This is a genomic window from Pseudobutyrivibrio ruminis (genome assembly GCF_015057245.1).
Classification (GTDB): Bacteria; Bacillota; Clostridia; order Lachnospirales; family Lachnospiraceae; genus Pseudobutyrivibrio; species Pseudobutyrivibrio ruminis_E.
In genome coordinates this window covers 63216-81639 of sequence record NZ_SVET01000003.1, presented here as the reverse complement: position 1 = coordinate 81639, position 18424 = coordinate 63216, and the positions used below count along the sequence as shown (strand labels likewise).

Annotated in this window: 17 protein-coding genes, 1 tRNA gene and 1 other RNA gene; 18 read left to right on the top strand and 1 reads right to left on the bottom strand. The window is 38.4% G+C overall.

The window, feature by feature from the left end; all coding sequences use genetic code 11:
- Nucleotides 1-83: 83 nt before the first annotated feature.
- The 4 genes from E7274_RS04045 to E7274_RS04030 all read left to right on the top strand — a co-directional run bounded on the left by E7274_RS04045 (nt 84) and on the right by E7274_RS04030 (nt 4399).
- Nucleotides 84-1895, top strand: coding sequence for a carboxylesterase/lipase family protein (locus E7274_RS04045; protein WP_304173953.1), 1812 nt, complete (start codon nt 84-86; stop codon nt 1893-1895).
- 66 nt (nt 1896-1961) lie between these two features.
- On the top strand, nt 1962-3326 hold the full coding sequence (locus E7274_RS04040) for an MBOAT family O-acyltransferase (protein ID WP_304173951.1): 1365 nt from the start codon (nt 1962-1964) through the stop codon (nt 3324-3326).
- An 8-nt stretch (nt 3327-3334) separates the two neighbouring features.
- Nucleotides 3335-4183: a GDSL-type esterase/lipase family protein gene (locus tag E7274_RS04035; protein WP_304173950.1), complete on the top strand. Its 849-nt coding sequence runs from the start codon at nt 3335-3337 to the stop codon at nt 4181-4183.
- 131 nt (nt 4184-4314) lie between these two features.
- Nucleotides 4315-4399 (top strand) — tRNA-Leu (locus tag E7274_RS04030).
- A gap of 13 nt (nt 4400-4412) precedes the next feature.
- On the opposite strand, the gene E7274_RS04025 is transcribed toward E7274_RS04030, so the two are convergent.
- On the bottom strand, nt 4413-4589 hold the full coding sequence (locus E7274_RS04025) for a hypothetical protein (protein ID WP_304173948.1): 177 nt from the start codon (nt 4587-4589) through the stop codon (nt 4413-4415).
- A 173-nt stretch (nt 4590-4762) separates the two neighbouring features.
- On the opposite strand from E7274_RS04025, the gene E7274_RS04020 reads away from it, so the two are divergent.
- From E7274_RS04020 to E7274_RS03955, 14 genes are all read left to right on the top strand, one after another.
- Nucleotides 4763-5287 carry a GNAT family N-acetyltransferase gene (locus E7274_RS04020; RefSeq protein ID WP_304173946.1) on the top strand — a complete coding sequence of 175 codons (525 nt, stop codon included), beginning with the start codon at nt 4763-4765 and terminating at the stop codon, nt 5285-5287.
- Nucleotides 5288-5308: 21 nt separating this feature from the next.
- Complete coding sequence (locus tag E7274_RS04015; protein ID WP_304173944.1) at nt 5309-6136, top strand: ornithine carbamoyltransferase; 828 nt, start codon at nt 5309-5311, stop codon at nt 6134-6136.
- Between the two features lie 490 nt (nt 6137-6626).
- The gene (locus E7274_RS04010; RefSeq protein ID WP_304173943.1) at nt 6627-7409 is read left to right on the top strand and encodes a hypothetical protein; all 783 of its coding nucleotides are present in this window, start codon (nt 6627-6629) and stop codon (nt 7407-7409) included.
- A 577-nt stretch (nt 7410-7986) separates the two neighbouring features.
- On the top strand, nt 7987-8370 hold the full coding sequence (locus E7274_RS04005; RefSeq protein ID WP_304173941.1) for a VOC family protein: 384 nt from the start codon (nt 7987-7989) through the stop codon (nt 8368-8370).
- Between the two features lie 92 nt (nt 8371-8462).
- Nucleotides 8463-9479: a deoxyguanosinetriphosphate triphosphohydrolase gene (locus tag E7274_RS04000; RefSeq protein ID WP_304173939.1), complete on the top strand. Its 1017-nt coding sequence runs from the start codon at nt 8463-8465 to the stop codon at nt 9477-9479.
- 22 nt (nt 9480-9501) lie between these two features.
- Nucleotides 9502-11274: a DNA primase gene (dnaG, locus tag E7274_RS03995; protein ID WP_033154453.1), complete on the top strand. Its 1773-nt coding sequence runs from the start codon at nt 9502-9504 to the stop codon at nt 11272-11274.
- 12 nt (nt 11275-11286) lie between these two features.
- On the top strand, nt 11287-12678 hold the full coding sequence (rpoD, locus tag E7274_RS03990) for an RNA polymerase sigma factor RpoD (protein WP_167541229.1): 1392 nt from the start codon (nt 11287-11289) through the stop codon (nt 12676-12678).
- A gap of 122 nt (nt 12679-12800) precedes the next feature.
- Entirely contained in the window at nt 12801-13523 is a 723-nt protein-coding gene (locus E7274_RS03985) for a tRNA (adenine(22)-N(1))-methyltransferase (protein WP_304173937.1), read from the top strand.
- Nucleotides 13516-15180 carry a nucleoside kinase gene (locus tag E7274_RS03980; RefSeq protein WP_304173935.1) on the top strand — a complete coding sequence of 555 codons (1665 nt, stop codon included), beginning with the start codon at nt 13516-13518 and terminating at the stop codon, nt 15178-15180. Before E7274_RS03985 ends, E7274_RS03980 begins: the two co-directional genes overlap by 8 nt.
- Before the next feature lie 12 nt (nt 15181-15192).
- Nucleotides 15193-15538, top strand: an RNA gene (gene rnpB, locus E7274_RS03975) — RNase P RNA component class A.
- A 205-nt stretch (nt 15539-15743) separates the two neighbouring features.
- Nucleotides 15744-16277, top strand: coding sequence for a CarD family transcriptional regulator (locus E7274_RS03970; RefSeq protein WP_304173933.1), 534 nt, complete (start codon nt 15744-15746; stop codon nt 16275-16277).
- A gap of 3 nt (nt 16278-16280) precedes the next feature.
- Nucleotides 16281-16814 carry a phosphatase PAP2 family protein gene (locus tag E7274_RS03965; protein ID WP_304173932.1) on the top strand — a complete coding sequence of 178 codons (534 nt, stop codon included), beginning with the start codon at nt 16281-16283 and terminating at the stop codon, nt 16812-16814.
- Nucleotides 16815-16846: 32 nt separating this feature from the next.
- Nucleotides 16847-17107, top strand: a complete 261-nt coding sequence (locus E7274_RS03960) for a hypothetical protein (protein WP_033154449.1) — start codon at nt 16847-16849, stop codon at nt 17105-17107.
- Between the two features lie 72 nt (nt 17108-17179).
- Nucleotides 17180-18418 carry a 6-phosphofructokinase gene (locus tag E7274_RS03955; RefSeq protein WP_033154448.1) on the top strand — a complete coding sequence of 413 codons (1239 nt, stop codon included), beginning with the start codon at nt 17180-17182 and terminating at the stop codon, nt 18416-18418.
- The last annotated feature ends 6 nt before the right edge of the window (nt 18419-18424 follow it).

Genomic DNA, 18424 nt, shown 5'->3' with positions numbered 1-18424 from the left:
CACATTTTTCTTGTAAGATTTTTTTAGAGCTAGTATAATGAATTGAAATAAATTAAATTGCGCAAAATTAAGGAGAGGCAACAATGGTATTTTCGATTATTGTTATCATATTGACAGCTCTATATATTGCAGTTTTGGAGCTGTCTAAAAATATATTATTAGGCTGGGCAATCGGTCTACTTGCAGCTGTGGCTATGTTTGTTGCTAAGGCTACTCTTATCAACAGAGGTTCTTTCAATACTAAAACAAAGCTAATTATGTGGGCAGCGTTTTTTATCGTTTTGGCCCTGAACTATGTTCTGACAGCTCCACCTTACAAAAATGTTCCAGCAGTTGCAAATAAGAATCCTGATGTGACAGATGTTGTATCTGTTGAGCAGGGAGATTTGACTGGAGTATATAACGAAGATCATTCTGTAAAGGTATACGCTGGTATTCCTTATGCAAAGGCACCAGTAGGTGAGCTTCGTTTTAAAGAGCCACAGCCGGCAGAAAGCTGGGATGGTGTAAGAGCATGCGATGAATTTGGCCCTATGGCAATGCAAGCCCGTACCAATCCTTTATATGACAGTTTGTCACACATCCTTGGCTGGCATGATTATAGAGTGACTTTCGGAGACGAGTATCTTGAGGCCATGAGCGAAGATTGTTTGTATCTTAATGTTTTTGCACCAGAGGAGGCTTCAGACGAGCCATTGCCTGTTATTTTCTATGTTCACGGCGGCAGCCTTTCTACAGGTCAGTCTTCATATACGGAGTATAGAGGCGAGGACTTGGCAAAGAGGGGTGTTATATTCGTAAATTTTGCTTACAGATTAAATGTTTTTGGCTACTATGCAGCTGATGATTTAAAAGAAGAATCGGCTAACGGTACTACAGGTAACTATGGTCTGCTAGATCAGATAGCTGCTCTTCAGTGGGTTTACGACAATATAGAAGCTTTTGGTGGAGATCCTAATCAAATCACAATTGCTGGAGAATCAGCAGGCTCATCTAGCGTAAATGCAATGTGCGTATCACCTTTGACAGATGGATTGTTTAATTATGCTATTGCGGAGTCCAGTGGTATTCTTGCAAGAAAGCCTTTCCATACATTTAGAGATTATAGTGAGGCAGTAAAAGAAGGAGACGCAGTTCGCAAAGAATTTGGTGTAACTTCTTCTGAGGAACTTAGGGATATTCCAGCAGAAGAGCTTGTGAAGACATCAACTGACCAATCGGCAATGACTGTCGATGGCTATGCCATTACAGAACAGCCTTATCTTACATATGAAAAGGGGCAAAACCATGAAAAGGCTCTGTTAAATGGATTTAATGCCAAGGAATCGGATGCTTTTTTACTTGGAACTAAGGCGACATCAGAAAATTATGAAAAATTATTAGCAGAGGATTTGGGGTCTTACGCAGGGGATATGGCAAAGATTGTTCCGGCAGATTCACCACAGCGTGACCAGCATTTTATTGTTGATGCTATGGGTGATGCCAAAGGAGCATTAAATATAAGCTATTCAGCGATTTGGTTCAGCTATTCACATTATCTTTGGAATAACTATTTGGTGGAACAGGGCGTTCCTACTTATGAATATTATTTTACAAAGACAAACAATTCTTTATCAAATTACCATGCCGGCGAGTTGCCATATGCATATGGAAATCTTTGGAGACATCCAGGATTGTATACGGAAGAGGATTATGCGCTGTCAGATATAATGCAACAGTATTGGGTGAATTTTGCCAAGACTGGAAATCCTAATGGAGACGGACTTCCTAAATGGGAGATGAGAGATGAGAATCAGACAGAGTTACTACAGCTTGATACTGATATTAAGATGATAGAAGATCCCAACAGCGAACTATATAAAATAATCGATAAATATCAAGCAACATTTAATTAAATTTATAGAAGAAAAAATAAAAGGGTTATTGTATACTAAATACGAAGGAAACTTTGGGAGAATACAATGACCTTTTTTGATTTGATTTTTATTTTTAGATTGGTACCAATCTTTTTGATTATATATTATATTTTGCCATGCAATTGTCGTGCATGGCTTTTATTGGTTGCAAGCATAGGATTTTACTATATTAATGAGCCAGTGTATATTGCTGTAATTTCGGTGGCTACACTGATTAATTATACTTTGGCTAAATTTCTATTCAAGAAAAAATCAAAGGTTATACTTGCAATTGGTGTTATTGCAAATGTTTCTTGTCTGTGCTTTTTCAAGGGAGCATCTTCATTTGGTTTAAATATAGTTATTCCTCTTGGAGTTAGCTATTACATTTTCAAAATGATATCTTACCTGGCAGATTTATATAAAGGTAAGATTCAAAAGGTTGAGCTAATAAACATGGCCAACTATTTCTTTATGTTTCCACAGATTACATCAGGTCCTATTGCTAGGTATGACTACGTTGAGGAAAATATTTTTTGGAAAAAGAATGATAAGACAAAGAAAGAAAACTTTTGCAGTATTCTTTTGCAGATAGAAGATGGACTTAAGTATTTTGCCATTGGATTGTTTATGAAGGTGATGATTGCAGATCATCTTTCTGTTCTTTGGAATGATATAAAAACTATCGGATATGAAAGTATTTCAACGCCTCTAGCGTGGCTTGGTGCATATACTTTCTCTTTTGAGTTATATTTTGATTTTTGGGGATATTCACTTATGGCAGCTGGCCTTGGAGTGATGTTGGGATTTCCTTTTATTAGAAACTTTGACCAGCCATATTTTTCAAAGTCTATCTCTGAGTTTTATAGAAATTGGCATAGCACACTAGGTTCGTGGTTCAGAGATTATGTATATTTTCCTCTGGGAGGAAATCGCAAGGGAAAGCTACGTACTGTTTTCAATTTATTAGTAGTCTGGACTTTGACTGGGCTTTGGCATGGCCAGACTTACAATTTCTGGATATGGGCTGGAATAATATTTTTGATTATTACAATTGAGAAGTTTATTCTTAGCAGATTTGAAAAGCTTTTTATGGTGGTAGGGCGTATTAACGTTATGGTAATCATTCCTATTACATGGGTTGTGTTTGCTGTTCATTCTATGAAGTATCTTAGACTATATATGTTAAGACTTTTCCCAGTTATTGATATTTCTGTTGCAGTTAATAGTAATGATTATTTGTACATGCTTGAGGATTATTGGATTTATTTAGTATTGGCTATTATTTTCACTATTCCAGCATTAACAGGTTTCTATAAAAAACATAAAAATAACGTATTTACAATTTTAGTGATATTTGCAATGTTTTGGATAAGCATTTTTAGTTTGTCTAATTCTGCAGGCAATCCATTTATGTATTTAAGATTCTAGGTGAAGATATGAAAATAAACAGTATTTTATTGTTACTGCTTACAATTATAAGTGCTATTGCGATTGCGGTAGTTGGAGTTGTTTTTAGGGGTACCGTATATACGAAGTACTATTCAAATCCTTATAAAACAACTTCTATAGGTGCCGTTATGCAGGCTACATCAAATGGCATCTATCCATGGTCAAAAATAGAAGTAAATGAAGAAAAGCAGTCTACAACAGCAACTAAAAAAACAAATGTAAAGTCTAGTAAGATAAAAAAATATATATCTGTAGATGATAGCTATTTTGATGATGCTTTGTTTATAGGCGATTCACGAATGGTTGGCCTTTCTCAGTATTGTCAGGATATTGATGCCAGAGCTACCTTTTATGCTAAGAAATCCCTCTCCATATACAACATCAGGGATGATAAATGGATAGAAACTGAGGATGGTGATGAAATCAGTTTAGCTGAGGCATTAGAGACTAATCACTTTTCAAAAATATATATAATGGTTGGCATAAATGAGCTTGGAAGAGGAGATGAAAATGATTTCAGGCAAGCCTATCAGGACGTAATCAACCAGATTCAGTCAGCAGAGCCAGATGCTTATATATTTATTAATAGCATCATGCATGTTTCAAAAGAGAAAAACGAAACAGATGAGCTGTACAACAATATTAATATCGATCTCAGAAATGACGCTATTAAATTATTAGAAGATAAACAAAACATTTTCTATTTAAACATTAACGAAGCGGTAGATGACGAGGAAGGAAATCTTGATGCGGAGACCACAACAGATGGTGTTCACTTAAAGGGAGCGTGCTATGAACCATGGCATGAATATTTACTTTCTCACGGTGTGGAATAATACACAAAATAAATGTGCAGAATATTCAGATTTAGCACGTTAAAGTTAGACACTTTTATTTGCAAAAAAGCGTTGACTATTTAGGGATGCGATGCTATTATAATCAAGTCGTCAGGAACAAGTACTGATGCGCGGAAGTGTCGGAACTGGCAGACGAGCAAGACTAAGGATCTTGTGCTCATTGCGAGCGTGCGGGTTCAAGTCCCGCCTTCCGCATATTAATTAAGAACTAGGATGCATTCCTAGTTCTTTTTTTGTTATATAGAAAAATGTATAATGCATCCTTGTTCTTAATTAACAGGCCGATGAGATCCTTGAACCCGGGGTTCAAGGTCTCCTCGCCCTGAAGGGCTTCGTCGGTCGGTTCGGTGGGAAAAAGATCCACCGGATCTTTTTCTTTATCCACCTCACCCCGCCTTCCGTAAGCTGCGAAAGAATTTTTAAATTATTACGGGGCATGTTTGGAATTTTGAGGATAATATTGTATTCTTTTATATAATGAATACAACAAATCGGGATTTGTGTAGGACTCCTTTATAGAGAAAGAATCCCAACAACTTCAAATTTAGGGGCGAATCGATGATAATAAAGCAGCTAGAATACAATGATTGTAAGGGCAAGAAGTACAAAGCCAAGATACTATCTAATGAGTATTTGACCATAGAGCCTGAAGGCGACAGCTTTGACATTAAATGGATAAAGGTAAAAGAACCTCTTGTTAAAGAGTTAGAAGATGATATGTTATCGGAATGGCTGAATAATCCAGTGGCATATGGAGCTTTTGATTCAAATGGAAAACTCATTGGTTTTGTTGAGGGCTTTTTAGAAGAATGGAATAATCGATATCGCATTACTAACATCTGCGTTTTCGACTTAGATGCGAGGGAAAAAGGTATTGGCGGTAAGCTTTTAGATGTAATTATTGATGAGGCAATAAAAAGTAGAGCTAGAATGGTAGTGTTGGAGACTCAAAGTTACAATTCTAAAGCGATTACATTTTATAAGAAACATGGATTTGAGATAATCGGATTTGATCGATATGCTTATTCTAATCATGATCCGGAAAATCATGATATGAGAATAGAAATGGGAAGAAAACTATAAATCGGGATTTGTGGGGGCAGAATGAAATCTTTCATTAGACTAACAGATTTTACCAAAGATGAATTATTAGAGATATTTAGTATTGCTGACTCAATAGAAAAGTATTCAGGGTATTTGTCAGGGAAAACCGTCGTTATGTTTTTCCCTGATTCTAGTATCCGGACAAGAGTTACTTTTGAAAAAGGTATCTACCTTCTTGGAGGACAATCTATACTATTTGATCCAGCGACTCTAGAAAAGAAAGAGAATATTAAGGATATATGTGGATATCTTCAAAACTGGGCTGATGTAGTAATTGCAAGATATAGAGATATTGATTTGATGGAGAAAATGGCAGGTTTCATGTATATTCCAGTAATTAATGCTCTTACTGATGATAACCATCCCTGTGAAATGATGGCTGATCTGTATGCTCTTTCAAAAAGAAGACATGATTTTCTTAAGGATGAATATCTATTTGTTGGTGCAGATGGAAACATAGGCAGGGCATGGAGAGAAGCTGCTGAAGCTATGGGATTTTCTATCACACAAAGTTGCCCTGCAAAATATAAAATGTCTGGAGTTGAAAATATAGATAATCTTGCGGATGCGGTAGTTGGAAAAGATATCATATGTACAGATTCAATACCTGGCGAATTTGCAAATGATTTTAACAACTTTCAGATTACAAAAGATATTATGAAGATGGCTAATAGAGGAGCTTTATTGAATCCTTGTCCGCCATTTTATAGAAATGAAGAAGTTTCTAATGATGTAATTGATTCTAATTATTTTGTTGGCTATGATTTCAAAAAAGATTTGCTAAGAGTACAACAAGCAATATTGATATTCTGTATGGAGAAGAGATAAAGACAATTCAAGTTTGTAGGTTGCAAAATGGTCCCATGGGGACGTGGTTAGGGGGTCAGAAAAAGAAATATGTTGTATATAAAAAGTATATCAATCCCGAATGTAAATCCCTATAAGGATATAGGGTTCCAAGGGTTTAACAATCGATTTTATTATATGGATACTGCTTGGGGCAGACATAGTTGCCCTATCGAAGAAGTAGAGTACGAAGCCTTTTTTGGACAACGCTATAAAAAGGACACGGAGATAGGTTATCTCGTGGATGAAACCTTGGCGAACATTCTACATAGATTGGGCCAAAGAGACTTCAATTTTATGCAAAAGCTATATTCGGATGCGGAGATGCACTTCGAAGACGGACAAGTTAAATTCACCTATCTTCAGATGTTTCCGAATCCGGATATACAAGGCTTTGACTACGTCTCTAAGACAGATTCTTTCCCTATCTCGGAAACCTATCACGCGTATATCAAGGGGTTACGGGAGGCGTATGAGAAGAGTCGTCAGCAGTACATGCAATCAAACCCATGAAAAGGGAAATCTGAAAATCAAAAAGCGGAGACGAAATATGAAACATTTTATATTTAAGAATCAGAAAACGAACAATAATCCAATTGCTCAGGAAATTGGTAATCTAAACATGCTACTTTCTGAACCAACTGCTGCGACTAGGCACAACGCGGATTTTCGTAATCGAAGAATAGATTTTTATTTTGAAGAAGACAAAGTTTTTATAGAAGGATTAGCTGATATTGGTTACACGTTTTGGTTATCAAAGACTGATATTACGGATATTTCGACAAACGCTAAGATATGTCAACATATTTTGCATGATTCTGTCGATGTGTTTTATTCCACAGACAAATATTTTGATGGATTAACTAGATTATTTAAGAAATCTATTTTACGAATTGGAGATTCTACAGAACCAAAATGGGCGACTCCGTTTGGCACGTATATTGGCGATGATGATAAAACGGGATTATATATCGCCAAATCTTTGGTTAAGTTTAAAAGTGAAATAGATAAACTGTGTGAAGCGAGAGAAGATGGTGGTAATTATCTTAGCGTCATGCAGGTCATTTTGGAACATTTATCCAAGAGAACGGATGACCCGATATTGGATTATACTACTGCTGCACCATGGATTAAGATCATGGAGGACGAAGACTACCTTCTGTGTTCAAAGAACGACCAGATTCGAGAGTTATATTTGCAGTTAAAAAAACAGTACGGAGATCTTTATAACAGGTATATGACAGAGGTACGTTAGTCGGGCAATTCTGGCTTTCGTGTAGACTTTCCAAGAAGTGCAACGGCTATTGAAATGTTTGCATATTGCCAGTACGCAGATTCTGTTGAACGCTGGAAAACTCCAAATAACATTCGAACTTCTAAAAATGCATCCTAGATAGGAATTTTAAAGATATAGGACGAATGTTAATGAAGGCTATATTTAACCTATGCAACTCAAGCGTATTTTTTTTGATTTTAGGATGCATAGCTTTAGAGAAGATTATACGGAGATGCATCCAATAGGTGATTTTTGAGATTTTGGGATATATAGTTTTTGAGGCAATCTCAAAGTAATGCATCCCGTAGGTAAGATTTTGGTATTTGGGATGAAAAAGTATTTAGTGCTATGCATCCCTATGCTGATGTTCTATTATTTGGGATGCATTTACTGAGAAGGAATTAATTCTAGTTTATAGGTGCAACAAATGATTAAGACAAAGCGTTTATTATTAAGACGAGTCAAGAAAGAAGATTGGAAAGCGATACAGAGGATATGGATTATTGGAAGCAAAAGGGTTGGACAGAGGGCAATCGTCCTTGGAAGGGGTAAATGTATGAAGATTGAACATGTAGCAATGTATGTTAATGATATGGAGAAGGCCAGAGATTTCTTTGTTAAATATCTTGATGGAAAATCTAATGATGGCTATCACAATGTAAAAACGGATTTCCGCTCTTACTTCATTTCTTTCGACGATGGGGCAAGATTGGAAATAATGAACAAACCGGATATGGCCGATGACGAGAAAGCCCTGAATCGTACAGGATTTATCCATATAGCCTTCTCTGTGGGAAGCAAAGAACGGGTAGATGAACTGACACATAGCCTTAGTGCTGATGGATTTGAGGTTGTAAGCGGACCAAGAACAACTGGAGATGGCTATTATGAAAGCTGCATTATTGCTATAGAAGGAAATCAGATAGAAATAACGATTTAATCCCATTTTGTAAAAATTAAAAAAGGATATCCTTTTTTTGTATGTAATATGTATTTTAGAGGTGTCGTTTTATGCATAAAAAGGGGGACAAAATGGGCACAATTCGAGAGATGATTGAGCAGATGGAGAGGGAAACTCTTAGCCCTTATGCCACACTCAATGAAAATTCACGTGGCCGAGAAAAAGACGAGCCACAGTGTGATATCAGACCTCTGTTTCAGAGGGATAGAGATAGAATTCTTCACAGTAAGGCATTTCGCCGTTTGAAGAATAAGACACAGGTCTTTCTTACTCCTCAGGGTGATCATTACAGAACAAGATTATCTCATACTCTAGAAGTTTCACAGAATGCCAGAACTATTGCAAAGGCTTTACGTCTCAATGAGGATTTGGTAGAAGCTATTGCGTTAGGGCATGATTTAGGACACACACCATTTGGACATGCTGGCGAAGCTCAGCTAAATGAAATGTGTTCTACTGGTTTTGTGCACTCAGAGCAGAGTGTGCGCATTGTTGAAAAGCTTGAAAAAGGCGGTCAGGGACTTAACCTTACTTGGGAAGTCAGAGACGGAATCCGCAATCATCAGACCAGCGGACATCCAGCTACACCAGAAGGCCAAATCGTTCGCCTTTCAGACAAGATTGCATATGTAAACAGCGATATAGATGATGCCATTCGTGCGCACATCCTCACAGAAGAAAGTATTCCAATGGAGATTCGCAAGACTCTTGGTATGACTTCAGCAGTCAGATTGGATACTCTTATTCACGACGTTATTATAGAAAGCACTGATAGTCCTGTTATAAAGATGTCTCCTGAAATCGAGCAGGCTATGGCAGAGCTTCGCAAATTCATGTTTGCAAATGTTTACAAGGATTCTGTGGCAAAGACAGAAGAGGTTAAGGCAAAGCGAATGATTCGTGAGTTGTATACGTATTACACAGAGCATTTCGAAGAATTGCCTACTCGTTATCGCGCCATGGAGGATGAGGGCGAAAGCCAGGAAAGAATTATTTGCGATTACATCTCCGGAATGACCGATCAGTATTGCATTACAAAGTTTAATGAATACTTCATGCCAAAAGCATGGGTCGTTGATGGATTCTAATATTATATTTTAGGGAGAATACATGCCTTATTATTCAGATGAAATCGTCGAGGAAGTCAGAACCAGAACTGACATAGTCGATGTTATTTCTCAATATGTTAACCTTCAAAAAAAGGGCAGCCAGTATTTTGGACTTTGTCCCTTTCATAATGAAAAAACAGGCTCATTCTCGGTAAGCCCACAAAAGCAGATGTATTATTGCTTTGGATGTGGAGCCGGAGGAAATGTTTTCAGCTTCCTTATGAACTATGAAAACATGACTTTCAAAGAAGCTATCGAAGAACTTGCTCCTAAATGTGGTGTTACCCTTCCTCAGAGGGAAATGACATACCAGGAGAGACAAAGGGCCGACAGACGCAGCCGTTTATTTGAAATAAATAAAGAAGCTGCAGGCTATTACTATAAGATGCTTCGTTCTAAAGAAGGGGAGCAGGCAATGGCCTACTTCACCAAGAGAGAGCTTACAGCTGATACACTTCACAAATTCGGTTTGGGGTGCACCAGCAAATATTCAGATTCCCTTTATAAATACCTTAGAGGTAAGGGATATGAGGATGAGATTTTAAAGGATTGTGGTCTTATAACCATCGATGAAAAACGCGGTGGTCACGATAAATTTTGGAATCGTGCCATGTTTCCTATTTTCGATGCCAATGGCAAGGTTGTTGCTTTTGGTGGACGAGTTATGGGAGACGGCGAGCCAAAATATCTTAACTCTCCTGAGACAGAGATATTCAATAAGTCTAAGACCTTGTTTGGCTTATACTTTGCCAGAAAGACAAGACGTCAGCAGTTTATTTTGTGCGAAGGCTATATGGATGTTATATCTTTGCATCAGGCAGGATTCGATAATGCAGTTGCCTCACTTGGTACGGCCCTTACAGAAGGCCATGCCGGCATGCTGAAGCGATATGTCAAAGACGTTTATCTCAGCTATGATTCAGATGGGGCAGGTCAAAAGGCTGCACTTCGAGCAATCCCAATTCTCAAAAATGCAGGTATTTCATGTAGGGTCATCAATATGTCACCATACAAGGATCCTGATGAATTCATTAAAGCCTTAGGAGCAGAGGAATACGAAAAACGTATTCAGAATGCGGAAAATAGCTTTATGTATCAGGTGAGAATGCTTGAAAAGAATTACGATTTGACCGATCCTGAGAAAAAGTCCGACTTCCAAAAAGAAGTTGCAAGAATGATTGTTACAGAGTTTCCGACTCAGCTTGAAAGAGAGAACTACACTGAATCAGTGGCGGCTCGTTTCAACATACCTCGTGAAGCTCTTGGCAAATATATTATCGAGCTTGGACAATCTGGAATTACAGCAAAGAACCAGACACAAAACAGAGATTCCGAGCGCCGAAGTACTCCAAAGCCAAAGGATGATGGCATGAAAATGTCACAGCGTTTACTTCTTACCTGGCTTGTAGAAGATACAAGCATCTATGGAAAGATACAGGAGTATGTAACACCTGACGATTTCGAAGAAGGTGTTTACAAACAGGTAGCAACAGAGGTATTCAAATATCTTGCCGACGGCAATGCTGTTGATACCGCTCGAATAGTTGATTTGTTTATGGAGGACGAGGACAGGCGAGTAGTTGCCGCTCTCTTCAATACAACTGTTGGAGAACTTACAGACAATACGGATCTTAGCAAAGCATTAAAAGAAACTTTGCTTAGAATAAAAAAACATTCACTGGAGCTTGCACAGAAAAACGGTGCAGATTTAAAGAGCTTGGTGGAAGGAAAGAAGAAGCTACAACGACTTGAGCGTTTAGAATTCTCACTATAGAAAGGAATAAAAATGGCAAAAAAGAAAGTTGAAGAACTAATCGAAAACCAGGATTTAGAAGCAGCTGCAGATGCATTTTTAGCAGAAGCAGACGAGGCTGAATCAGAAGAGTCAGAGTCTGATGACAAAGATGTAAACTTTGCAGACTTAGAAGAGATTTCAGCAGAGGATCTTGAATTTAACGAGCATGATTTCGACAACATTGATGAGACAGCTGATGATGAGGACGTTGATGAGTTCCTTGCATCTGTAGGAGCAAAGACATCAGTTGATAGAGATGATGACGATGATGACGATGATGACCTTGATTCATTCGGAAGCGATGAATTAGATTCAAAGGTTACTGAGCTTGTAAAGATTGCAAAGTCTCAGAAGAGCATTATCGAGGATTATGAAATTTCAGAGTTCTTAAAGGACTATAAAATCGATGCAAAGCAGATGGAGCGTATTCTTACATACCTTGATAAGAGAGGTATTGATGTAAACTTCTCTTCAGGCCCATCTGATGCACTTCTTCTTGCTAGTGATGATGAGGATATTGAAGATATCGATATGTCAGTACCTGATTCAGTAAGCATCGAAGATCCAGTTCGTATGTACCTTAAGGAAATTGGTAAGGTACCACTTCTTTCAGCAGAGGAAGAGGTTGAACTTGCTCAGAGAATGGAGGACGGCGATCAGGAAGCAAAGAATAAGCTTGCTGAGGCAAACCTTCGTCTTGTTGTTTCTATTGCAAAGCGTTACGTAGGTCGTGGAATGCTTTTCCTTGATCTTATTCAGGAAGGTAACCTTGGTCTTATGAAGGCTGTTGAAAAGTTTGATTATCACAAGGGTTACAAGTTCTCTACATATGCTACATGGTGGATTAGACAGGCTATCACTCGTGCTATTGCAGACCAGGCTCGTACAATCCGTATCCCTGTACATATGGTTGAGACAATCAACAAACTCATCAGAGTTTCTAGACAGTTACTACAGGAGTATGGCCGCGAACCAACTCCAGAGGAAATTGCAGCAGCAATGGGCATCACAGTAGACAGAGTGCACGAAATCTTAAAGATTTCTCAGGAGCCAGTTTCACTTGAGACTCCTATCGGTGAGGAGGAAGATAGCCACCTTGGTGATTTCCTTCCAGATGAAAATGTTCCAGTGCCAGCAGAGGCTGCAACATTTACACTTTTAAAGGAACAGCTTCACGAGGTTCTTGAGACACTTACAGAGCGTGAGCAGCGCGTTCTTATCCTTAGATTCGGTCTTGAGGATGGAAAGGCACGCACACTTGAAGAAGTAGGTAAGGAATTCAATGTTACTCGTGAGCGTATCAGACAGATTGAGGCAAAGGCTCTTAGAAAGCTTCGTCACCCAAGCCGAAGCAGAAAGCTTAAGGATTACCTTGATCAGTAAATGCATGATAAAATCCGAACATTAGTGAAGGATTTTGTTATGCTCAAGAACTGCCCATTGCCGAAGGCAATTTGCATGGCAGTTTTTCCTTAATGCTAATTACAAGAATTGGACATAAACTGATGATAAAATTATCTCCAAGATTACAAATTATATATGACATGGTGCCTAAGTGCGACACCATTGCCGATGTTGGCTGTGACCATGGCTATCTTACAATTTCTCTTTTAGAGAATAAAATGGCTAATAAAGCTATAGCAATGGACGTAAATAAAGGTCCGCTTGAATCAGCAAAGGTTAATGTTGAACAGGCTAATCTTTCAGACCAGGTCACATTCAGATTATCAGATGGATTGGCCAAGCTTGATGAGTCTGAGGCAGATGTCATATGTATTTGTGGTATGGGTGGTGCCTTAATCAAGAGGATTTTAGATGCAAGGCTTATGGTTGCAAAGAGTGCAAAGACACTTATTTTGGAACCTCAGTCAGAATACAGAGCTCTTCGTGAGTATCTTGTGGAAAATGGTTTTCAATTTCTTGATGAAAGCTTATGTACTGAAGAAGGCAAGATTTATCCTATAATGAAAGTTTCGTTTTCTGGCCAACGCACCGAGCTTTCGGATGCTGAGCTTGAATATGGTCCGATCATTATTGAAAAATCTCCAGATTTATTGCAGGTTCTTTTAGAAAAGAATAAAAGAGAATATACATCAATCCTCAATAAGCTTGAATCACTTCAAGCATCAGAAGTCACTGACCCAATACAAAATAGAAAAGCGATACTGTTGAATGAGCTTGAGCTAATACAGCAAGTGGAGCTGAAACGGAGGAAGAGTCATGGCTAAAGTAATTATTAACGGTAAGGAAGAGATTTACGAAGACGGTACAAAGTTATTAGACATTGCAGAAGCTCATCAGGCTGATTATAAGGATGATATTGTCCTTGCAAAGTACAAAGGCAGCCTTACCGAGCTACACACGGTTGTAACAGGTGTTGCAGAGCTAGAATTCCTAACTACAGCTGACAAAGACGGTCGCAGAGCATACCGTAGAAGTGTAGTATTTTTACTTCAGCGAGCTCTTATGGATGTATATCCATTGCCAGCAAATCCATACCTTAGGGTGGAGCATTCCTTGGGTCAAGGGGATTTCTGCACTATTGATGGAGTTGGTGAAATCACAGAGGAAAAGCTTGAGGAGCTTAAAAAAGTAATGCTTGATTTAGTTCAGCAGGATATTCCTCTTAAGAAGTATTCAATTAAAACCAGCCAGGCAAAGGAATTGTTCCATAGCTTCAATATGAAAGATAAGGAGCGGTTGCTTAAATATCGTACAAGTTCAAATATAAATGTGTACGATTTGGATGGATGCATTGATTATTTCTATGGATACATGGTACCATCTACCAGGTATCTGCAGTATTTTGATTTGATGAAATTTGAGCATGGTTTTATGCTACTATTCCCTAACGCCAACAAGCTTAAGGGAGATTCTAGGACTGTTGCAGAGTTTACCAGTCCAATGAAGCTATTTTCAGTTCAACAGGCAGCATCTGAATTTGGACGAACAATGGGAGTTCCTACTGTTGGTGCATTAAATGATGCTATAGCAAGTGGCAGAATAAAAGACATTGTCTTATCTCAAGAGGCAATTATGGAGCGTAATATTGGCGAGCTTGCTCGTACAATTGCTTCAAACAAGGATGTTAAGTTTGTTATGATGGCTGGCCCTTCATCATCAGGAAAGACCACATTTTCACACAAGCTTTCTGCACAGCTTAGAGCTTTAGGCTGCGTGCCTCATCCAGTACCACTTGATGATTTCTATTTAAACCGTGATCAAATGCCTATAGATGAATATGGAGAAAAGGACTTTGAGTCAATAGAAGGCCTTGATATTCCATATTTTAACGAGTGCATGGTTAAGCTTTTAAAAGGCGAAAGAGTCCTTCTTCCAAATTTTAATTTCAAAATTGGAAAAAGAGAGTATAATGACCACTATATGCAGTTAGGAAAAAATGATATACTTGTTATCGAAGGAATTCATGGACTTAACGATCGAATGAGTTCATCACTTCCTGCTGAAAGCAAATACAAGATTTATCTTTCTGCATTAACTCAGCTTTCTATTGATGAGCACAATCCACTTTCTACTGCTGATGGTAGATTGATTCGCAGAATTGTACGAGATTCAAGAACGAGAGCTACATCTGCGGCAGAGACCATAGCAATGTGGGATTCTGTTAGAAGAGGAGAGGAAAAATACATTTTCCCATTCCAGGAGCAGGCAGATCATGTTTTCAACACAGCTTTAATATACGAGATGGCAGTGCTTAAGCTATATGTTGATCCTCAACTATATGCAATTCCATCTGATCATCCGATGTATCCAGAGGCAAAGCGTCTCATAAAGCTTTTAGATTACTTCCTTCCAATGGCGCCAGATGTTATTCCAAACAATTCTCTGGTTCGCGAGTTTATTGGAGGAAGCTGTATTCTTTAATAATGTTTATAAAGGGCTAGATGAGTAGTCGCTGTTCTATTGTAATGATAGGAGAGAGGAAAGTCCGGGCTTCACAGGGCAAGGATGCCAGCTAACGGCTGGTGGAGGTAACTCCAAGGATAGTGCAACAGAAATAAACCGCCCATTTTATTATGGGTAAGGGTGGAAAGGCGGTGTAAGAGACCACCGTTTCGTTGGTAACAACGAAAGCCATGTAAACCCCATCCGAAGCAAGTTCTAAAAAGTGCGTACGCGGCCCGCCAGCACTAGGTTGAACGCTTGAGATTATTGGCGACAGTAATCCTAGATAGATGACTACTTTAAAAGACATAACCCGGCTCACAGTCTAACCCTTTTCTTTTTTCTTTTAATTTGTCAGAATGTTGTCATTTTTTACAAATTCCATCTTACAATTTTAAATATTCGTGGGAATTATTCACGAATGTGAATTTTTTGTGTCTAGACAAGGCAAATCGTGCTATAATAGACCTATCGAAACTATATCTTAGGGGAATAGGAGTTATGGAGGTACTTGTTGTAATGGTTTAGAAGGATGGTGTAAAATGGAATATCAGGTAGGCGATTATTTAGTTCATGAGGGCAGTGGTGTGTGTCAGATTGAAGATATTGATGACATGGAGCTTATGGGCAAAGGTTCTCGCAAAACTTATTACTGCATGTCGCCTGTATTTAAGGCAGGGGCTAAGGTATTTACTCCAATTAGTGGTTCATCAGTTAGGTTACGTCCAGTAGCAAAGCAGGAGACTTTTACTAGAATTCTTGAAAACATTGACAACATTGAGTGCATTGAGGAGCCAAACGAAAGAGCTCTTCAGGAAAAATTTAAAGAGGTAATGGGTGAGTTTACACCCGAGTCATTGGCACAGGTAGTAAAGACAGTACTTATCAGAAAGTGGCAGAGAATTGCTGCTGGCAAAAAGGTAATGGCCCTTGATGAAAAGACACTTTCAGTCGCAGGTCGCAAGCTTTACGAGGAAATGGCATTTTCTATGGGAAAGGATATTACATTTGCGCAGAATCTTTTTGAGGAAGCTGTTAAAACACATACCTCGAATACTGTTTTAATAGGTGCATAATTTATGATAGCTTACAAAGCAATTACAGAACATATTAAAAATAATAATGGTCTTGTTACAGCTCTTAATGTGCTGGACAAGGCCATTACTTATATTACAGTCTTGCTGTACGCAGGATATCTTGTTTATGGGGCGTTCTTTAACCCTTCAGGAGACTATAATCTTTTGTATAGAAGCATTTTAATTCCTGGGGTTTCTTTTGTTATCGTATCTCTTTTTAGAAAAATCATTAGTGCTCCAAGACCATATGAAGTATATGATTTTGTTCCAGCGTTGAATAAAGATACAAATGGAAAAAGCTTTCCAAGCCGACACGTATTTTCTATTTTCATGGTAGCTTTTACAATCATGCAGTCATCTGTGGCATTAGCAGTGTTTGTGATAATCCTTGGATTAGCACTTGCCGTAATAAGAGTTATTGGTGGTGTGCATTTTATCAAGGATGTAATCGCAGGCTTTGCCGTAGCCCTTATAATTGCAGTTACTTGTTATGGTATTTTATGTGGCGTTTTTGGCCTCATTATGCTACCATTTTAAGTAGGATTATATTGTAGGAGCAATTATATTATATGAAAAAAAGTGCAAAGAAAGCCTTAGCTGTGCTATTTAGCGTTCTTGGCACAGTCCTCGGCTTATATATTGGAGGCTATTGGCTATTTGTTCGGCCAGTTTATTGGCTAGTTACAGGTTTTACTGGTGGTACCCTTACAGCCGGCAATTTAATAATAAACGTTATCAAGATTTTTATTGCATCCACCATTGGAGGAGGTATTTGGTGTGTATGTGATATTATTGCAGGGCATTTTAGGGACGATCCTAGAGATGATTGATTTTTGGGGATTATTGCAGCACTAGCTGTTGATAATAAATCATGAAACTTAAATGATTGGGGGTAAAATGTAATGACTGGAAACGTAATTGTGGGACAATCAGGCGGACCGACCGCCGCAATCAACTCTTCTTTAGCAGGAGTGTTCAGAACAGCAAAAGACCGTGGTGCTGGCAAGGTGTACGGTATGCTCCATGGAATCAAAGGCTTGATGGAAGAGGATTATATTGATCTTTCTGATTTCATCAAAAATGATTTGGATGTTGAGCTTTTAAAGCGAACTCCAGCAGCGTATCTTGGTTCATGTCGCTTCAAACTTCCTGAAATTCACAAAGACATGGCAACCTATGAAAAAATATTTTCAATTCTTAACAAGCTCGAAATTGAGGCGTTAATTTACATTGGTGGTAATGATTCTATGGATACTATCAAGAAGCTCTCTGATTACGCCATTCTTACAGGTTCCGAAATTAGATTTATAGGATGTCCTAAGACTATCGATAATGATTTAGCACTTACTGACCACACACCTGGATTTGGTAGTGCTGCTAAATATATTGGTACATCAGTTAAAGAGATTATCCGCGATGGCCACTGCCTCGAATATGACAAAGGCCTTGTTACAATTGTGGAAATCATGGGACGTAATGCTGGTTGGCTTACAGGCGCATCTATCCTTGCAAAAGGAGAGGATTGTGAGGGACCAGATTTAATCTATTTACCAGAAGTTGCTTTTGATCTTAGTAAATTTAAGGAAAGAGTTGTAAAGCTTCTTAAAACACAGAAATCAGTAGTTGTATGTATATCTGAAGGTATTCATACAAAAGAAGGTAAATATGTATGTGAGCTAGGTGATAATGTTGAATTCGTAGATGCATTCAATCACAAACAGCTTACAGGAACAGCTGCTTATCTATGTAACTACATTGGAAGAGAGCTTGGCTGTAAGACAAGAGCTATTGAGCTTTCTACACTTCAGAGAGCTGGCTCACATTTAGCTTCACGTGTTGATATTCTTGAAGCATATCAGGTTGGTGGTGCTGCCGTCCTTGCTGCAGATGAGGGAGATACAGGCAAGATGGTTACACTTACTCGCCATTCAGATGATCCTTATCAGTGTGGTACAGAGGTTAAGGATGTTCACAAGATTGCTAATGACGAAAAGCTTGTACCTAGAAATTGGATTACTCATGATGGCACATATGTAACAGAAGCCTTTATTACATATGTTAGACCACTGATACAAGGGGATGTATCGCCTATCATGGTAGATGGTATTCCAAGACACATTTACAGACCGGTTAAAAAATAGTTAATG

Coding starts and splice junctions, on each gene's coding strand:
- E7274_RS04045 (WP_304173953.1), top strand. CDS start 84: ATGGTATTTTCGATTATTGTTATCATATTGACAGCTCTATATATTGCA.
- E7274_RS04040 (WP_304173951.1), top strand. CDS start 1,962: ATGACCTTTTTTGATTTGATTTTTATTTTTAGATTGGTACCAATCTTT.
- E7274_RS04035 (WP_304173950.1), top strand. CDS start 3,335: ATGAAAATAAACAGTATTTTATTGTTACTGCTTACAATTATAAGTGCT.
- E7274_RS04020 (WP_304173946.1), top strand. CDS start 4,763: ATGATAATAAAGCAGCTAGAATACAATGATTGTAAGGGCAAGAAGTAC.
- E7274_RS04015 (WP_304173944.1), top strand. CDS start 5,309: ATGAAATCTTTCATTAGACTAACAGATTTTACCAAAGATGAATTATTA.
- E7274_RS04010 (WP_304173943.1), top strand. CDS start 6,627: ATGAGAAGAGTCGTCAGCAGTACATGCAATCAAACCCATGAAAAGGGA.
- E7274_RS04005 (WP_304173941.1), top strand. CDS start 7,987: ATGAAGATTGAACATGTAGCAATGTATGTTAATGATATGGAGAAGGCC.
- E7274_RS04000 (WP_304173939.1), top strand. CDS start 8,463: ATGGGCACAATTCGAGAGATGATTGAGCAGATGGAGAGGGAAACTCTT.
- dnaG (WP_033154453.1), top strand. CDS start 9,502: ATGCCTTATTATTCAGATGAAATCGTCGAGGAAGTCAGAACCAGAACT.
- rpoD (WP_167541229.1), top strand. CDS start 11,287: ATGGCAAAAAAGAAAGTTGAAGAACTAATCGAAAACCAGGATTTAGAA.
- E7274_RS03985 (WP_304173937.1), top strand. CDS start 12,801: ATGATAAAATTATCTCCAAGATTACAAATTATATATGACATGGTGCCT.
- E7274_RS03980 (WP_304173935.1), top strand. CDS start 13,516: ATGGCTAAAGTAATTATTAACGGTAAGGAAGAGATTTACGAAGACGGT.
- E7274_RS03970 (WP_304173933.1), top strand. CDS start 15,744: ATGGAATATCAGGTAGGCGATTATTTAGTTCATGAGGGCAGTGGTGTG.
- E7274_RS03965 (WP_304173932.1), top strand. CDS start 16,281: ATGATAGCTTACAAAGCAATTACAGAACATATTAAAAATAATAATGGT.
- E7274_RS03960 (WP_033154449.1), top strand. CDS start 16,847: ATGAAAAAAAGTGCAAAGAAAGCCTTAGCTGTGCTATTTAGCGTTCTT.
- E7274_RS03955 (WP_033154448.1), top strand. CDS start 17,180: ATGACTGGAAACGTAATTGTGGGACAATCAGGCGGACCGACCGCCGCA.